The organism is Halomonas sp. SH5A2, from assembly GCF_014263395.1.
GTDB lineage: Bacteria > Pseudomonadota > Gammaproteobacteria > Pseudomonadales > Halomonadaceae > Vreelandella.
Window position 1 is genome coordinate 1,606,706 of record NZ_CP058321.1, and the last position, 15,985, is coordinate 1,622,690.

Annotated in this window: 12 protein-coding genes; 7 read left to right on the forward strand and 5 right to left on the reverse strand. The window is 52.3% G+C overall.

The window, feature by feature from the left end:
* Positions 1 to 227: 227 nt before the first annotated feature.
* Positions 228 to 1,163 carry an ectoine hydroxylase gene (gene thpD, locus HXW73_RS07440; RefSeq protein WP_186255595.1) on the reverse strand — a complete coding sequence of 312 codons (936 nt, stop codon included), beginning with the start codon at positions 1,161 to 1,163 and terminating at the stop codon, positions 228 to 230.
* A gap of 538 nt (positions 1,164 to 1,701) precedes the next feature.
* Entirely contained in the window at positions 1,702 to 2,538 is an 837-nt protein-coding gene (locus HXW73_RS07445; protein ID WP_186255596.1) for a PRC-barrel domain-containing protein, read from the reverse strand.
* Between the two features lie 849 nt (positions 2,539 to 3,387).
* Here HXW73_RS07445 and HXW73_RS07450 point away from each other — a divergent pair.
* Both HXW73_RS07450 and HXW73_RS07455 read left to right on the forward strand, forming a co-directional pair.
* Positions 3,388 to 3,843, forward strand: a complete 456-nt coding sequence (locus HXW73_RS07450) for a hemerythrin domain-containing protein (protein ID WP_186255597.1) — start codon at positions 3,388 to 3,390, stop codon at positions 3,841 to 3,843.
* A 337-nt stretch (positions 3,844 to 4,180) separates the two neighbouring features.
* Positions 4,181 to 4,678: a phasin family protein gene (locus tag HXW73_RS07455; RefSeq protein ID WP_186255598.1), complete on the forward strand. Its 498-nt coding sequence runs from the start codon at positions 4,181 to 4,183 to the stop codon at positions 4,676 to 4,678.
* Positions 4,679 to 4,820: 142 nt separating this feature from the next.
* Here HXW73_RS07455 and HXW73_RS07460 read toward each other — a convergent pair whose 3' ends face one another.
* A complete protein-coding gene (locus HXW73_RS07460; RefSeq protein WP_186255599.1) occupies positions 4,821 to 6,659 on the reverse strand; it encodes a putative bifunctional diguanylate cyclase/phosphodiesterase in 1,839 nt (612 codons plus the stop codon).
* Between the two features lie 554 nt (positions 6,660 to 7,213).
* Between HXW73_RS07460 and HXW73_RS07465 the strand changes: the two genes are divergently transcribed.
* From HXW73_RS07465 to HXW73_RS07475, 3 genes are all read left to right on the forward strand, one after another.
* Positions 7,214 to 7,933 carry a Crp/Fnr family transcriptional regulator gene (locus HXW73_RS07465; protein WP_186255600.1) on the forward strand — a complete coding sequence of 240 codons (720 nt, stop codon included), beginning with the start codon at positions 7,214 to 7,216 and terminating at the stop codon, positions 7,931 to 7,933.
* Positions 7,934 to 8,142: 209 nt separating this feature from the next.
* Positions 8,143 to 8,856 (forward strand): Crp/Fnr family transcriptional regulator, encoded by a 714-nt coding sequence (locus HXW73_RS07470; protein ID WP_186255601.1) that lies wholly within the window; start codon positions 8,143 to 8,145, stop codon positions 8,854 to 8,856.
* Between the two features lie 197 nt (positions 8,857 to 9,053).
* Positions 9,054 to 10,097, forward strand: a complete 1,044-nt coding sequence (locus HXW73_RS07475) for a patatin-like phospholipase family protein (RefSeq protein ID WP_186255602.1) — start codon at positions 9,054 to 9,056, stop codon at positions 10,095 to 10,097.
* A 160-nt stretch (positions 10,098 to 10,257) separates the two neighbouring features.
* On the opposite strand, the gene HXW73_RS07480 is transcribed toward HXW73_RS07475, so the two are convergent.
* Together HXW73_RS07480 and HXW73_RS07485 are read right to left on the reverse strand one after the other, a co-directional pair.
* Positions 10,258 to 11,469 carry an NAD(P)/FAD-dependent oxidoreductase gene (locus HXW73_RS07480; protein WP_186255603.1) on the reverse strand — a complete coding sequence of 404 codons (1,212 nt, stop codon included), beginning with the start codon at positions 11,467 to 11,469 and terminating at the stop codon, positions 10,258 to 10,260.
* Between the two features lie 10 nt (positions 11,470 to 11,479).
* The gene (locus HXW73_RS07485) at positions 11,480 to 12,763 is read right to left on the reverse strand and encodes a DUF2254 family protein (RefSeq protein ID WP_186255604.1); all 1,284 of its coding nucleotides are present in this window, start codon (positions 12,761 to 12,763) and stop codon (positions 11,480 to 11,482) included.
* Positions 12,764 to 13,021: 258 nt separating this feature from the next.
* Between HXW73_RS07485 and HXW73_RS07490 the strand changes: the two genes are divergently transcribed.
* Positions 13,022 to 15,361, forward strand: coding sequence for a catalase (locus HXW73_RS07490; RefSeq protein ID WP_222105033.1), 2,340 nt, complete (start codon positions 13,022 to 13,024; stop codon positions 15,359 to 15,361).
* A 33-nt stretch (positions 15,362 to 15,394) separates the two neighbouring features.
* Positions 15,395 to 15,955, forward strand: coding sequence for a DUF421 domain-containing protein (locus tag HXW73_RS07495; RefSeq protein ID WP_186255605.1), 561 nt, complete (start codon positions 15,395 to 15,397; stop codon positions 15,953 to 15,955).
* Positions 15,956 to 15,985 lie beyond the last annotated feature (30 nt).

The following is a 15,985-nucleotide window of genomic DNA, read 5'->3' on the forward strand; positions in this document are numbered from 1 at the left end:
TCTCGCCACTCTCACGCCGCCAAATTGAAGCCGACTTCAGCTCGCGATCGACGCACCAACAAGCCAGATTAATTATGTGAACATGAGAATTATTAGACTAATATAAAGTTTAATAATCAACACTAGCTCGATCCGCCTGGTGACTACTGATTTACCAGAGCTGCGCCATACTAAGGGCTTTGTGGCAAATCATCTCGATATACCAGCGTCCACATCACCATTATCAGTCAGGCCAGTTTCGGGAAATCGTCATGCATGGTCAGTGAGGAAGTTTTTTCCCGGGTCCCCAGGAATTCGGGCCTTTCGGACTTGGCGGCATAGGGTTCTACCGGCAAATTCTCGACACTGTTGTAAACGAAGAATAGATTGGATCTGGGCCAAGGAGACATATTTTGGTTGGATGCGTGCAGAATGTTGCACTCAAATAGCATCAGCGAACCTGCCGGACCTTTCGGCGCTTGAATACCGCCGCGATTAGCCATCCTGGCGAGTGCCTTCTGATCCGGAACCCCTAGCAGTTGGGCCTTGAGTGAATCTTTCCAGTTGGCGTCCGGCGTTTCACCCACGCACGGTATGAAGTAGTGGTGAGAGCCGGGTATTAGCATCAACGGCCCATTGAACTCGTTGTTGTCCGTGAGCATCAGCGAGGCGCTAACCGCTCGCATGTGGGGCATTCCATCCTCACTATGCCAAGTCTCGAAGTCCGAGTGCCAGTTAAACCCGCTGCCTTCAAACCCGACCTTGTCGTTAATCCGCGATTGATGAATGTAGACATCACTGCCGAGCAACTGTCTGACCATGCCCAGGATGCGGGGATCCCGGGTAAGGCGGTTGAAGTGTTCGGAAAGTTCATGCATAGCAAACACTGAACGAATTTCGCCAGTTTTGGGATCTTGGATAACCTGGTCTGATGCCATCAGTTCCTTGTCCTGGGCCATTTCACGAAGTTCGTCAAAAAACGGTTCCATCCGCTCCTGATTAAAGAATCCTTCAATCCACAGGAAACCATCCCGCTCATATCTTGATAATGTGATCTCATCCAGCGGACCACGCCATCGGTTTTCATTTCCGGAATGAACCACGGGATCGGTCCGAATAAAGGGATCGATCCGATCTTCGGACTCTTTCAGACGTGAAGGGTAGGGATCAGTGGATAGGCTCATAGCAAAATTCCTTTTTCTTGAAATGAAGCATCAGGTGTTGAAGGGCAACATCTATTAGCTCCAGCTATCACAAATCATCATGGGAATGAAAAGGCAACCACAGGTTTGGTTCAGGGGCGATTCCTTCGGAAAGGTCCTGAGCAGGAAGTTTTCGAAGAATCATATATAGCGAAACGTACCAGTTAAGACCTTTCCTATGCACTGGGGCGATTTGTTCATTCAATCCTAGAGGACGAAAACAGTCCTTTCGGTGCGTTGTCGCACTTAACTAAGGGAAACGTTTTGGACTGACTGCCGCGGGCAGCCCTCGAGATCCCCGCGCGAGAGTTAACCTTGTCCCCAACTAGTAGCACTTCTCCTTGCCGTGGGGGCAGGGGACTAATACCCTCAAGCTCCCTGAGGCATCCCCAAGGGGCAGCACCCGTCAAGGCGCTTCGCGCAATATCTGGTGCACGACAAAAAAAGCGCGGCCTAAGCCGCGCTGCAAATACCATGAAAATCCGTGTCATGGCTCACACTCATATGGGCAATGTAATGTTTAATTGCTCTGCATAGCCTCACGAAGGGTCTGGTTACTATCTATATCTTCGTATTGATCGCTACTATAGTCGCCGGTTTGTGCGCTATTGCTTGAACGGACCACAAGCTCATTATCGTTACGAAGCTCTAGATCATCCACTTTATAGCCCATCTCGTCTTCGCCGAATCCTAAGAAGCCACCTTCAGTAATCACGACATAGATGTCACCACTCTGGGTGTCTCGAACGACGCGTTCAATGTCGCCAACCTCTTCACCGTCTTCCTGACGATAAACCGCGTAGCCTTGGATTTCACTAACGTTCCTGTCAATAAAGGCATTGCGCTCTTCCGCCTGATCTTCTGACGCCTCATCTTTATTCTGTTGGGACGCATCTTGCTCCTGATTATTTGGATCACGCATTTCAGCATCAACGTTTTCGGCGCTCTCAACCTCAATATTGGCTTCGCCCTGATCTTCGACGGTTACGTTAGGCTCTGCCTGTTCGACGGTAACGTTGGGGTCCGGCTGCTCGATGGTGACTTCTGGCGGCTGTTGCTCCACGGTCACATCCGGTGACTGTTGCTCAACTTGGATCTCGGCCGGCTCTTGCTCGACATCGACGTCAGCGGGCTCTCCCTCCACGCGAACCTCTGCTCCTTGAGCTTCCTGATCATGTTCGTTCTGCTGGACGCCTTCCGAGTTCGTCTGTTGCTGTTCATTTGCCTGTGGCTTCTCGTCCTGGGCAAGGAGGCTCTGAGTAAGGCCGAAGCTTAGGGCGCCAACTGCAATGGCGAGTGCTGTCCTTTTCATTCGATTTTCCTTATCAATGCGGTTACTTTGATTTGCAATTTTCATGTTAGAGGACTCCTGTGCAGTGGCCGACATAGCGTTAGAGTGCCGTTGTGCAGCCTCAGGAAGCTACCTGTTAGTGGCTGGTGATCATGCGTCTCTAAAACGTGAGCATCGTGCGATGTTCTTTATGCGGCGCAAAAAAATGTTTTTAGGCACTTCCCTTGCCTACGTTTTACTAAAGCTAGTCTGTGAGTGAAAATCTTTCTGTGCTCTAGCGAACATGGGAAGCATGTTTGGTTAAAAACGCTAATAAAATTATCTAAAATCAGATATTTAAAAATCCACAATGACTATTTTGATGAAATACACAAAGCATTCGCTATAATCTGCTCGTAAAGGCATCCGTGCATGCTCTGAAGCCGTAGGGTTTTCAGTGAAGCGCTGACAGTGTGTATTTTTCTTCATCCCATGTTCGCTAACGCACGGTCAGATGATTATTTATCTTCTAATATCATTATCAGTGCGGCGAAGGATTCGCCAATACAGGAAGTTGCACTGAGTTTACTGCAGGGAAAGCAGTGTCGCTAACGCAAGAAACTTAAGGTCGGTGCCGCAAGGAATGCGGCCCACTTTTTATTGATTTTCCGGTTTTTCCTACGGCATATAGCTTTGCAACCTGAAATTACGAAAATTTGCAATGAGATGCTTCAGGAAAAGATTACGATGGCCAAATGGATTAGCCAGAATTTGTACGATACAACTCTTGCTTTTTAGAATGTGATGATGGGAATCCCCGGGCCAAACATTAACGCTTACTTAAACAGTACGTCATTAGCCCAGCTCTCAGTCTATCACTGGTTTTTGTGGCAGCTGAGTAATGTAATAATCAGGTAAAAGAAAGGAGGGTGCATTATGAATGCCCTGGAATTGCTAAAGCAGGACCATGACGAGGTACGCGATCTATTGACTCAACTTGTCAATACTACCGAGCAGGCCGCCAAGAAGCGTCCGGAGTTGCTGGCTAAGATCGAAAAAGAACTCCATGTACACACGCAAATTGAAGAAGAAATATTCTATCCGGCCTTCTTGAAAGCGGCCAAGAAAAAGGAAGACGAAAGACTTTATCATGAAGCGCTCGAGGAACATCGTGCCGTCGAAGACCAGGTAATGCCTGATCTGAAAAAGGCCGATCCAGGTAGCACCGAGTTTTCCGGCCAGGCCAAAGTATTGAAGGAACTGGTTGAACACCATGCGTCCGAAGAAGAAGACGAAATGTTTGAGCACGCCCGTAAGCTGATCTCGGAAAATGAGCTTGAAAAGCTTGGCGAGAAAATGGAAGAGCGCAAGGCGCAATTAATGGCAGGGTAATTTGGCTCGTTACACCTCTTGAACGTCAATGGTCGAGCTGGGCATAAGTCCAGCTCGATCATTGACGTTTTAGGGCCAGACGCGCGTCGAGCCTCTACAATTCTCCCATATAGGTGTGCCAGCGCACGGAAAAATGGGTCGTTTAAAACTAAGCTATCAACGATTGTTTGGAAGTTATGTTACGAAGGCGGCTGACTTAGTATTAAGTGCCTAGTGCTTATTATTAACATAACTTACTTATAAGTAACGCTGATGAAAGCAATGCTGAGTATCCTGCTGATCAATGCATTTTCGTCAGTACATATTTTTTATTCTTAAACTATCATTGAGGCCTTATATGAGCACTGAAAAGACCAGTAAAGACAGCGATAAAAATGCTGAGAATGCAACAGGTCGCGCCAAAGATCAGGCTAACAACTCGGTCGTCGAGCCAGCACGTGCCTATGGAACATTGATGACTGATTACTATGAACAACTGTTCTCGACCCAGTTTGACGCTGTTCGCGAATTCGCAGATAAAAGCTTGGCTCAGTCTCGTTCTTGGCTTGACGTCAAGGACTCTGAAAGCTTTCAGAAAGTGGCCGAAGAGCAGCAGCAAACTATCCGCGAAATGGGCGAACGATTGAAAGAGGATACTCAAAAAATCAACGCCCTGAGCCAGCAATACCTTAAAGAAAGTCAGCAGTTGGCGTCGGAAAGCATGCAAAAAGGTAAGGGTCATATTGAAGACAGCATGCAGAAGAGTAAGGAAGACTTAGACGATACTCACCAGAAAGGGCAACAGCAGGCTGATAAAAGTAAAAGCAGTAAATCAGCCAGTGCAACAAGCAAGTAAAATTTAATTTAGCAATAACTACATTAATAGAGGTTGTTTTCTAGAGGGAAACGGCCTCTTTTTTGTATATCATGGCTTGTCGTAATGGAGTCCAAGAAATAAAAATAAAGCTGCTCCAGCGGTACGCGCAAGCAATCCCTGTTTAACTGTCGTCTATGGGTGAAGCCCAATACACAGGCTGGCCGGAACCGAGTAACTTCGTAAAGTCCAGGGCTGAAAGCGGCTGACTGAACAGAAAGCCCTGCGCACCATCACAACCTTGCAAACTAAGACGATCCAACTGTGTTTGTGTTTCAACACCCTTGGCGATGACGCGTAAGGACAATATTTGGCCAAAGTGGATAAGGGCTTCGATAAAACTGGAATTTTCTGGGCTATCGAGCATGTCATGCACAAAGCAGGGAGCGATATTAAGCGTGTCGAGGGGATAGCACTTCAAGCGTTCAAGGCTGGCCGTGCCGGTGCCGAAGTCGTCAATGGCAATGCGTATCCCTAAATGACTCAACGCGTCTAGCGTCGCTATTGAAACATCGTTTTCACGATACACAAGGCTGCTTTCGTCCACCTCCAATTCTAAGAAATGAGCGTCTAGCCCTGTCTTTGTCAAAATATTGGCAATACGGGATGGCAATGACTGATCCTGTAGTTCCAAGGTCGATATGTTCACCGCAACAGGTACGATCTCTATGCCTTCTTCCTGCCACGTTTGTAATTGGCGACAGACCTCAAACAGCACCCAGTGTCCCATGGGACCAATAAGCCCACGAGCTTCTGCGACGGGTAGAAACGCCGAAGGCTGCACAAGGCCTAGAACGGGATTGCGCCAACGCACCAGCGCTTCAGCACTACACACAAGACCAGTAGCGATATCTATTCGAGGTTGAAAATTGAGGAAAAGAGCATCTTCCTTCAGCGCTTGGCGCAGTTGAAACTCGATATGGTGATGCTGCTGCTTCAGCGTATTCATGTCGGACCTGAACAGCTGATAGTGGTTACAGCCGTTTTCCTTCGCGTTATACATGGCCGTGTCGGCATTACTAAGTAGAGTGGGGGCATTGATGCCGTGGTCGGGATAAATACTGATGCCGATACTGGTGGTGATGCGCAGCTCGTGACTGTCAATTCGGTACGGTGCGGCGAGTGCGGTCAGGATTTTCTCCGCAATTGTGGCGGCATCCTGTGGCTGTTCAATTTCACTTAGCAACACCACAAATTCATCGCCCCCTTGCCGACATACCGTGTCAGTATCGCGGACACATTCGCTGAGGCGGCCAGCAACCGCCTGCAATAGGCTGTCACCTAGAGAATGGCCCAATGAATCATTAATGGGTTTGAAGGCATCAAGGTCTAGATATATCAGAGCCACCTGATGTTGATGCCGTTTGGCAAGCCCAATGGCCCGAGAAAGTCGCTCTGCAAGCAGGACCCTGTTGGGGAGCCCGGTGAGAGCATCATGCTGAGCCTGGTAGGCGAGTTTTGAAGATTGGATGGGTGACTGGCAAGCATCATGAAAGACGATCACCGCGCCCCTGATAAAACCTTCACGGTCATGGATGGGTGCAGCCGAGTCCTCTATCTCCAATTGAGTCCCATTCTTACGTATCAGCACGCTATCCATGGCGAGCCCAACGGTGCGGTTTTCTTCCATGGCACGCTGTGCAGGGTTGGCAGCCGTCTCTAGTGTCTGCCCATTGACGAGTATCAAGACCTCAGCCAATGGCTTACCAATTGCATCAGCGCTCGGCCAACCCGTTAGCTTTTCAGCGACACAGTTCAAGTAGGTAATCCGACACGACAGGTCGGTTGTCACTACGGCATCGCCGATCGAATTCAATGTTGCCTGAGCCCATTCTTGAGAGGCTTGCAAGGCAGCCTCCGCCTCAATTAAACGTGTATCTTCAAGTTTCTTTGAGAAAAAATTGTTATGTGCCTGTGCATCGTCATTTGAGCTATCGGCGTTCGGCAAGTCATCGAATTCCATCAATCCTCTCCTCGTAGGCCGTCACCAGCGCCCCTAAGCGTTAGAAACTTGGTGCGTTTCTTTGGGGGAGGCTGATTGGCAGTAGGAAAGTGGTAGTCGTGACACTAACCCTAACTTGAAGACAAGATCTGTTCTGTGCGCTAACGCACATAGACGTCCCACGCCACTCAGCGTGAAACGTGCTACAGGTATAAGAGACGCCACGATCCGTGCGGCGTATAGTGCAACGTCCTGTTTAGGTAGTTCCATCACCACACTGATATTGAGACTAAGCCCAACGTTAGCGATTGACTGTGCGCTGGCGAACATGATTAGAAAAATCACTACGACGGCACTTTTATTTGACGATGACATCCTCATTCAACGCCTGATTTAGTACTGCTATGTGCGATTGCATACAGGGTTGTTTGTCTTTTGCTCCAGGCTCATGCTGTACGCTTAATTGTTATGATATCTCGTATAAAACCTTGTCCAAGAGTGGCTGATATACGTTTGATATTTGTAAATGTTTAGATCCACCGCGTGAAAGCCAGGAATAATAAGGGGAAGATTCAATGCTTGAAACGCACGATTATCAGAAAAATGGGCTACTGGGCTTACTGCAGAAAGAGGAGCTTGCACGCCTGCTGCCTGATCTGGAAAAAGTAACGTTAACGCTGGGACAATCGCTCTGTGAATCGGGTCAGCACATGAGCCATGTTTACTTTCCGCTTGATTCCATTGTTTCACTCCTCTGCGTGATGGAGGATGGTGCCTCAACAGAAATTGCTGTGGTGGGCCATGAGGGAGTTGTTGGTGTTTCACTGTTTATGGGCGGTGAGACCACGCCCAGCCGTGCGATCGTCCAGAGTGCCGGGGAGGCCTACCGGCTCAAGGGTAGATTACTCAAATATGAGTTTTACCGAGCCGGGTCGATGCAGCGACTGATGTTACGCTATACCCAGGCTTTGCTTACCCAGATGGCGCAAACGGCGGTATGCAATCGACACCACAGTCTCGATAAACAACTCTGTCGCTGGCTATTGCTCAGCCTTGATCGACTGCCCGGTAATGAACTGTTCATGACCCAGGAATTGATCGCCAATATGTTGGGTGTGCGTCGCGAGGGCGTAACAGAATCGGCGGGGAAGCTTCAGAGGGCAGGGCTCATTACCTACCACCGGGGACATATTACGGTGATAGACCGGCAGGGCTTGGAAGATCGCGTATGCGAGTGTTACGCGGTGGTCAAGTGCGAGTACGACCGTCTACTCACCCACAACGATATTATTTAAGTATTCGAAAAATAAAAATACAACCAAATCACGCCCAGCCGACAAAGGGGTTAGCACGCTATGTGCGCTAGCGTGCCGACGCTTGATAAACCCAATGCTAATATCCGAAGTGACTGTTAGATGATTATCAAAGACAGTCCTGCAGCGACATCAAAATGATAGCTATAGTCATTGTGCCGTTTGTCAGATTTTTCTCACTGGAGAGGCATATGACGTCTATTTTTCACGTTGCCGATGCCAATCAACTGCTCGCAGGACTCCCATCTTTCGAGCAAGACGCTTTTATAGTCACCTGCGAAACCGTTGAGCTGGCGTTTGGCGAGGTGCTGCTAGAGCCCACTGAGGCGGTTAATCACGTTTATTTTCCTATTGACAGCTTCATCTCGCTGATCGCCAGCCTCGATTCTAACGATCAGCTAGAAGTCGCGATGGCAGGGCGAGAGGGCATGTTCGGCACCTCCCTGGTGCTGGGCGTTGATGAGTCGCCGCTGCTTGCGTTAGTTCAAGGAGCAGGCACAGCTTTTCGCCTCAATGCGATTAATTTTCAAGCGCTACTACTGAAATGCCCAGTATTACATCAACGCCTAAAACACTATATCTACATCGTGATGCGTCAACTGTCTCAGACAGCGGCCTGCAATCACTTTCATCGGATTGAGGAGCGACTTGCCCGTTGGCTATTGATGACCCAGGACCGCGCTGGTGGTGATCAGTTACATCTAACCCACGAGTTTCTGGCTATGATGCTTGGCGTTAGGCGCTCAGGCGTAACGCTAGCAGCGATATCGCTGCAAAATCGCGGGCTCATTCATTATCAGCGTGGTGAAATCAACATACTTGACCGGCCAGGCCTGATCGAGGCGGCCTGTGGGTGTTATAAACAAGATTGTGCGCTTTACAACAGGATATTGGGGGTCGTCTAAAGAGCCAATTCAGCTAACTCTCTTCCCTGATAGATTTGTCTTTGCCCGCCTTTTATTCATGTACTTAAAACGGTTATGTACGCCGCCAGACAGATTGCTGTCTTCTTCTGCTTTTATGCTGCCGTTAGCGTCTGTGTCCTGAATTCAAGCAATGAATTTGTGGCAGGCCGCATCCACTAACATAGAAGGTTGACACCATGTCACAGCAGCCCAAGCCTATTAACCTCGCTCTCCAAGGTGGCGGTGCGCATGGTGCCTTCACCTGGGGCGTTCTTGACCGTATTCTCGAAGATGGACGATTACGGATCGCCGGGATCTCGGGCACCTCAGCAGGGGCAATGAATGCCGTAGCGCTGGCCGATGGCTTTACACGTGATGGCCCGGAAGGTGGGCGGGCGGCGCTTGATCGCTTCTGGCGAAGCATGGCCGGTGGCGCCAAAAACAGCCCGATGAAACGCACGCCTTTTGATGTGCTAACGGGCAACTGGGGGCTGGAAAACAACCCTCTCTATCATGTTATCGATGCGCTTTCTCGTGTGGTTTCGCCCTATCAGCTCAATCCTATGAATATTAATCCGCTGCGCGATTTAGTGAAGAAAAGCATCGATTTTGACAGGGTGAGACAATGTACTGCCTTCAAGCTGTACATTTCCGCGACCAACGTTGAGAGCGGCAATATCAAGATATTCCCTCGCGAGGAGATCACATTGGATATGTTGATGGCCTCGGCCTGCCTTCCGCAGCTATACAAGGCCGTTGAGATCGACGGCGTGCCCTACTGGGACGGCGGCTACATGGGTAACCCATCGCTGTTTCCCTTCCACGGCGAGACCGGCACCAACGACATCCTGGTCATTCAGATCAATCCTATTGAGCGCAAGGGAGCCCCCATTAAGGCACAGGACATACAGAATCGGATGAACGAGATTAGTTTCAACAGCAGCCTGCTCAAGGAACTGCGTGGCATTGACTTCGTTGACCGGCTCATTCGCCAAGGCAAGCTTTCGGCGGATGAATACCGCCAGGTGCGGGTGCACATCGTGGAAAACCAGGCGGAGCTTATCCCCTTGGGGGCATCGTCAAAAATGAACGTTGAATGGGAATTTCTGAGCAAACTGCGCGATCTCGGCCGCGAAACAGTCACCTACTGGCTGGATGAAAATTTCGCTGCCATTGGCGAGCATTCGAGTGTTGATCTTCGTCAGATTTTCCAAGGCATCGGTGCGCAGCATCAAGGCTAGGCCCAGCAGGCCAGCCCTTGTGAGCACGCCCTGAGGAGTTATCTGTGTTTTCTTTGCGCTTGTCAGTAGTCGCTTTTTCAACTGCCGCTTCGGAGTTGTTATGTAAGCAAGTTGTTGGATGAGAAAGTTGTTGAGTGAGCAATAGGTTGTCGAAAAAGGATTATCCTAGTCTCGAAAACGCAAACAGCTCGGTCAGCGGGTGTGGGCGTTCTTCAATCTGCGCGCGCAGCAAGCCCGCGCCCAGCATGCTGTAGGTAATACCGTTCCCCCCGTAGGCCAGCGCGAAAAGCACACGGGGCCCATGCTGTGAATGCTTTCCAAACAGCGGCAGGCCGTCGCTGGTTTCCGCAAAGGTACCTGCCCAGGCAAAGGCCGGTTGCGCATTCAGGTTGGGAAACAAACGGGCAACCTTGCGTTGCAGCTTTGCCGCCTTGCGGTTGACCCGCCGATCTCGGCGGGCCGGTATGTCGTGATTGTCGTCTTCGCCACCCACCAGCAGCCGCCCATCGCCGGTAGAGCGCAAATAGATATACGGCCGAGAAGACTCCCACACCATTGTGTCGGCCAGCCAGCGCAGCTCATCCGGATCGACGGGGTCGGTGATGTAAGCGTAGCTGCTGAGATTTTTCGCAACGGTCTCGTGCAGCCAATGTTGGGATTCATAGCCGTTGGCAACGACTGTGTGTTTCGCTGTTATCGACATGCCTCTGTCAGTGATCAGTTCAACCGAATTTGCTGTTGCGGTCATGGACGTCACTTCGGTGCGATCAAAAACGCGCGCGCCTTTTTTTTGGATCCGCTCCAGCAGCCTTGAGGCGAGCCGATAGGGGTCCACCCGAGCGGCGACGGTACTGAGGATGGCCGCGGGCGCTTTCAATCCATATTCGTCCTTGAGCGCGGCGCGGCTTAGCCAGCGAACCGGAAAGCCGTTTTGTTTTCGCCAAGCAAATTCATCGATAAGGCTTGAATGATCGGCGGGCTTGCTTGCGTAGTACAAGCTTTCGCCGGTGGCGAAATCCACATCACCCACCTTGCGGGCTAGTTCTTCGATCTCACTGATTGCGTTTAAACTGGATTGATAGGCCAGAAGTGCCGTGGCGTCATCGTAGCGGCGGGCAAGCTCTGTTGCATGGGTATCGATTTCATACTGCAGCAACGCAGTGCTGGCCGACGTGCTGCCCCAGCAGACATCGCGCTGATCAATCACCACCACATCGTGGCCATGGCGAGCCAGTTCATCTGCGATCAGCGCACCGGTAATGCCAGCGCCCATCACCACCACATCGCACGTCAGGTCGGCATCCAGCTGCGGGAAGGTAACCATCAGGCCATTCTTAACCGCCCAGAATGGATATCCGCTTTTCAGGTCCATCTATCACTCCTCATGGATCATTTACGACAATCTTGGCCTCACGCTCAAGCCGCTGGCGGTCGTGGGCCAGCATCCCGTTGGTCGTTGCAAGCTTCAGTATCAGTTCCACCTGCAGATCGACTTCTGAGATAACGGCCGTTGACGTGCGATCCTTGGCGACCTGACGAATCAGATGGAGCATCTGCATCAGATGCTGGGCGACCTCAGGGTCATTGGCCGCCGGGCCTCGCAGTCGCTCTACGCACTGACGCACCAGGTCCACAGCGCCCCAGCACGTTTCGTCGTAGATGCAACGGCCGTCGGCATCTTTATCGTGTAGGGGGGGGAGTCCGCGGTCGACGATTTCCGCAAGCACATCACCAAGATGAACCATGACTTCGTGAGCCGTTGCGGTATCCCAACGCTCCTGAAGGGCAAAGGTGCCGACATCTACCAGTTGGCTCACAGCAAACGCGAGGTCTTTCTCGGTGCTGCGGGTACGGGCAAGGGTGACCGCTTTGGCCACGGCATCAAGGTCGATCTCCCCGCCGTCCTCCGTGAGTGAGACAAACGCTATCGGGTGCCGGAGAGTAACAAACACGCCGACTCGACAGCGCAGATGAATAACCCCGCCGACCGGAAGCGCCTTACGCATCTGGTCAATGTCGATGGCCGTAATCCAACCCGTACCCGGAGATAGAACGGTCTGCGTTGGGGTCGTTGGCGGCGGCACTTGGCTGAGTTCAAGGCGCGCCTTCGGGTGGCGATCCAGCACTTCGAGGGCATTTTCGGCAAGGCGGCTGACAAGCTCCGGCAGAGATAAACTCCGCGTCGCATGCTGGATGGCCAGCAATACTCCCGCCATGGCGGCGAGCGCAATCATCACCACCAGCACGGTACTTAAAAGGGGAGCAGCCACCCGTTCTTCGGTCGGCATTCGCAACAGAATGACCAGTACCGCCACGATGCCTGCTGACATAAATGCCAGCAAATTGCGCTGGAAACTGTCGTCCAGAAAGATCAGCAGCGTCCGGGGCGAAAAATGGGCGGCCATCATGCCCACCACAACCGTTCGCATCCACAGGCCAAACACCGCCACCGTGATCAAGCCGCTGATCACCGCCCCCAGCAGAACTCTCGCGTCAGCAACGGTGCCTAGTTCGATCGGTGGAGGCGACAGGAATGTGGCATCCACAGTCAGCGCCGCCAGGCCAACGCACAGGCCAATGGCCATGGCGATACCCATTGCCATGGAAATCTTGCCGATGCGAAGCGTGGACAAGGGCGCTCGCTGCCTGTTGTGGTTCTTCTTCATGCTGTCACCTCCTGGCAGCGCAACGACGAATCAATTCAGTTATTCGTGTCAGGTTCGCCCGCCAGCAACAGTCGAGTCGGTGCGCTACCACACGCAGTGAAGTGGTAGTGGAGGAGGAGAGCCATGGTCGGATTGCCTTATTTCTTGTCACTCCGTTTGTTGGCGCACAGAGCGCTCCAATCAACGGCGCCATAGTCGAATGTCAACGTTAGCTAAGACGCTGCGTTTTTCAGCCTCCATCCGCCACGGAGAAGAGCTATGGTTACCCAAAAGAAGTCTGCTCAGGGAGCGCCTGGCGTGCTCAAAACCAACGACATCGTTGCGAAGCAAGCCAGTGCAAGCGATGATTTCGTCGCCGCGATGCCCCATAACGCCACCAAGACACGCGAACATGGCCACGACTACGCCATAGCGCCACCGGCCGGGGAAACGGTAAAACCGGGCTCCAGCAAGCTGACCGCAAGCACAACCACTGAAGAAGCCGGAACGGCAAAAACCGGTGGCCCCGCAAAGCTTGGTACCAACGCGACTATTGCGCCGCTCGATGGCTTCAAAGTCGACCCAAGTGATCAGCCGCTGACCACCAATCAGGGCGTGCCTATTGGCGATAACCAGAACACCCTGAAAGCTGGGTTGCGCGGGCCATCGCTACTTGAAGATTTCATTCTCCGGGAAAAGATCACGCATTTTGATCATGAGCGCATCCCTGAGCGCGTCGTTCATGCCCGGGGCTCGGCCGCGCACGGGTACTTCGAAGCCTATGATGCGCTGGCTCAATACACCTGCGCGGCACCGTTCGCCGAGAAAGGCAAGGTGACGCCCGTCTTTGCACGTTTTTCTACCGTCGCCGGTGAACGCGGCTCAAAAGATACCGCCCGTGACGCTCGCGGCTTTGCGGTGAAATTCTATACCGACCAGGGCAACTGGGATCTGGTCGGCAATAACATACCGGTATTTTTCATTCAGGATGCGATGAAATTCCCGGACTTGGTCCATGCGGTCAAGCCGGAACCGCACCACGGCATGCCGCAGGCGGCGTCGGCGCATGACACCTTCTGGGACTTTGTCTCACTGATGCCGGAATCCACCCACATGCTGATGTGGGTGATGTCGGACCGCGGGATACCGCGAAGCTATCGGATGATGCAGGGCTTTGGTGTCCACACGTTTCGCCTGGTCAACGAGCAGGGTGAATCGGTCTTCTGCAAGTTCCACTGGAAACCGCTTCAGGGAACCCATTCTCTCGTCTGGGACGAAGCGGTGAAAATTTCCGGCGCGGACCCTGATTTCCATCGACGGGATTTGTGGACAGCCATTGAATCCGGCGAATTTCCTGAATGGGAGTTGGGGCTGCAGATATTTACTGAGGAACAGGCAGAAAGCTTCAGCTTCGATGTGCTCGATTCGACCAAGATTATACCGGAAGAGCTGGTGCCCCTGACGCCCGTTGGTCGCATGGTACTCAACCGCAACCCTGATAACTTTTTCGCGGAAACCGAGCAGGTCGCCTTCTGTACAGCGCACGTTGTTCCAGGCATCGATTTCTCCAATGACCCCTTGCTCGCCGGTCGTATCCATTCTTACCAGGACACACAGATCACGCGACTTGGTGGCCCTAATTTCCACGAGATCCCCATCAATTCATCGCTTGCTCCGGTACAGAACAACCAGCGAGACGGTTTACATCGTCAGGCGATTCATCGCGGGCGGGTTGCTTACGAGCCGAATTCACTGGCCGGTGGTTGTCCCTTCCAGGCCGGCACGGCAGGCTTTGTATCGTTCCCCGATGCCACGGCTGAAGACAAAGTCCGTGGCAAACCGGAGAAATTCGCCGAGCACTATGCTCAGGCCACTCTGTTCTACAATAGCCAGACCGCTGTCGAGCAGGCGCATGTTGCCGACGGGTTCCGCTTCGAGCTGAGCAAGGTCGGTGTTCCTGCCATACGTGAGCGGATGTTGTCTTCACTGGTGAATGTGTCGTCGGACCTGGCCGCGAGGGTCGCGGCAGGTTTAGGCATGGCAGTGCCGGAGGCCATGCCCAGGGCAATGGTCAACCCGCCGTCCCCGGAAGTGACTCATTCTCCAGCACTATCGTTGATGGCGCTGCCGGGCGAATGCGGTATCCGTACCCGCCAGATTGCTTTGTTGGTCGAAGATGGTGTCCACCATGCGTCCCTTGCCAGCCTTTATGATGCGCTGACCGATGCGGGGGCCGTGGTTCATTTTGTGGGGCCTCGGGTAGGTATTTTCACCGGCGATGCCGGCGAACAGGTAGAAGCGGACAAATCGATGGAAAACGCCCCGGGATTTCTGTTCGATGCGTTGGTATTGCCCGATGGTAGCCAAGCGGTTCAGGCGCTCGTCGGTAATGGAGAAACGATGGAGTTTGTGACAGATCAATTCCGGCACAGCAAAACGATTCTTGCTTTGGGTGAGGGCCGAAAGCTGATGGAAAAGGCAGGCATCGAATGCGCTGCAGGAGAAGACCCGGGGATCCTTTTGGCAGAGAGCTCCAAGGTGGTAGAGATGGCACCTGTCTTTATTGATGCCGTCGCGGCGCATCGACACTCAACCGCCAACCGCCTCCCACCAGCGTGATGAGGCATGACGAATACCGACAGGGGTAAGAACATGTTGTTTAGTGGATGGGATAGCCTTTTCAGAACCCTGGTTGTCGGGGTGCTGGCCTATGTCGCGCTCATTATATTCCTGCGTATCTCGGGTAAGCGGACGCTCTCCAAGATGAACGCTTTCGACCTGATCGTGACGGTTGCTCTTGGCTCAACCTTGGCAACCGTTCTGCTGTCGAAGGATGTCGCTCTGGCCGAAGGGTTGTTGGCTTTCGCTTTGCTTATTGCTCTGCAGTTTGCCGTTACCTGGTCCAGCGTACGGGCACTATGGGTGCGTCAACTGGCGACGGGGGAGCCGCAAATGCTGGTTTACTGCGGAGCGTTTCTGTCGGCTGCCATGGTGCGTTCACGGGTGACCGAAGACGAAATAAGAGCGGCGGTCCGATCAGTTGGGGTCAACTCGTTAGACAAGGTTCACGCGGTTGTCCTTGAGACGGATGGCTCGTTTAGCGTTGTCAAGATGGGGGAGGAGGGGGAGAACGGTTCGAGTCTCGCCGGGGTTGTTGGCCCTGGTGATGTTCGTTCATCGACCTCGGACGCCTCAGATTTAGCACGGTGCTGAGAAGAGTGCTGACAGTCTAGAGATGATCTC

Coding starts and splice junctions, on each gene's coding strand:
- thpD (WP_186255595.1), bottom strand. CDS start 1,163: ATGAGCCTATCCACTGATCCCTACCCTTCACGTCTGAAAGAGTCCGAA.
- HXW73_RS07445 (WP_186255596.1), bottom strand. CDS start 2,538: ATGAAAATTGCAAATCAAAGTAACCGCATTGATAAGGAAAATCGAATG.
- HXW73_RS07450 (WP_186255597.1), top strand. CDS start 3,388: ATGAATGCCCTGGAATTGCTAAAGCAGGACCATGACGAGGTACGCGAT.
- HXW73_RS07455 (WP_186255598.1), top strand. CDS start 4,181: ATGAGCACTGAAAAGACCAGTAAAGACAGCGATAAAAATGCTGAGAAT.
- HXW73_RS07460 (WP_186255599.1), bottom strand. CDS start 6,659: ATGGAATTCGATGACTTGCCGAACGCCGATAGCTCAAATGACGATGCA.
- HXW73_RS07465 (WP_186255600.1), top strand. CDS start 7,214: ATGCTTGAAACGCACGATTATCAGAAAAATGGGCTACTGGGCTTACTG.
- HXW73_RS07470 (WP_186255601.1), top strand. CDS start 8,143: ATGACGTCTATTTTTCACGTTGCCGATGCCAATCAACTGCTCGCAGGA.
- HXW73_RS07475 (WP_186255602.1), top strand. CDS start 9,054: ATGTCACAGCAGCCCAAGCCTATTAACCTCGCTCTCCAAGGTGGCGGT.
- HXW73_RS07480 (WP_186255603.1), bottom strand. CDS start 11,469: ATGGACCTGAAAAGCGGATATCCATTCTGGGCGGTTAAGAATGGCCTG.
- HXW73_RS07485 (WP_186255604.1), bottom strand. CDS start 12,763: ATGAAGAAGAACCACAACAGGCAGCGAGCGCCCTTGTCCACGCTTCGC.
- HXW73_RS07490 (WP_222105033.1), top strand. CDS start 13,022: ATGGTTACCCAAAAGAAGTCTGCTCAGGGAGCGCCTGGCGTGCTCAAA.
- HXW73_RS07495 (WP_186255605.1), top strand. CDS start 15,395: ATGTTGTTTAGTGGATGGGATAGCCTTTTCAGAACCCTGGTTGTCGGG.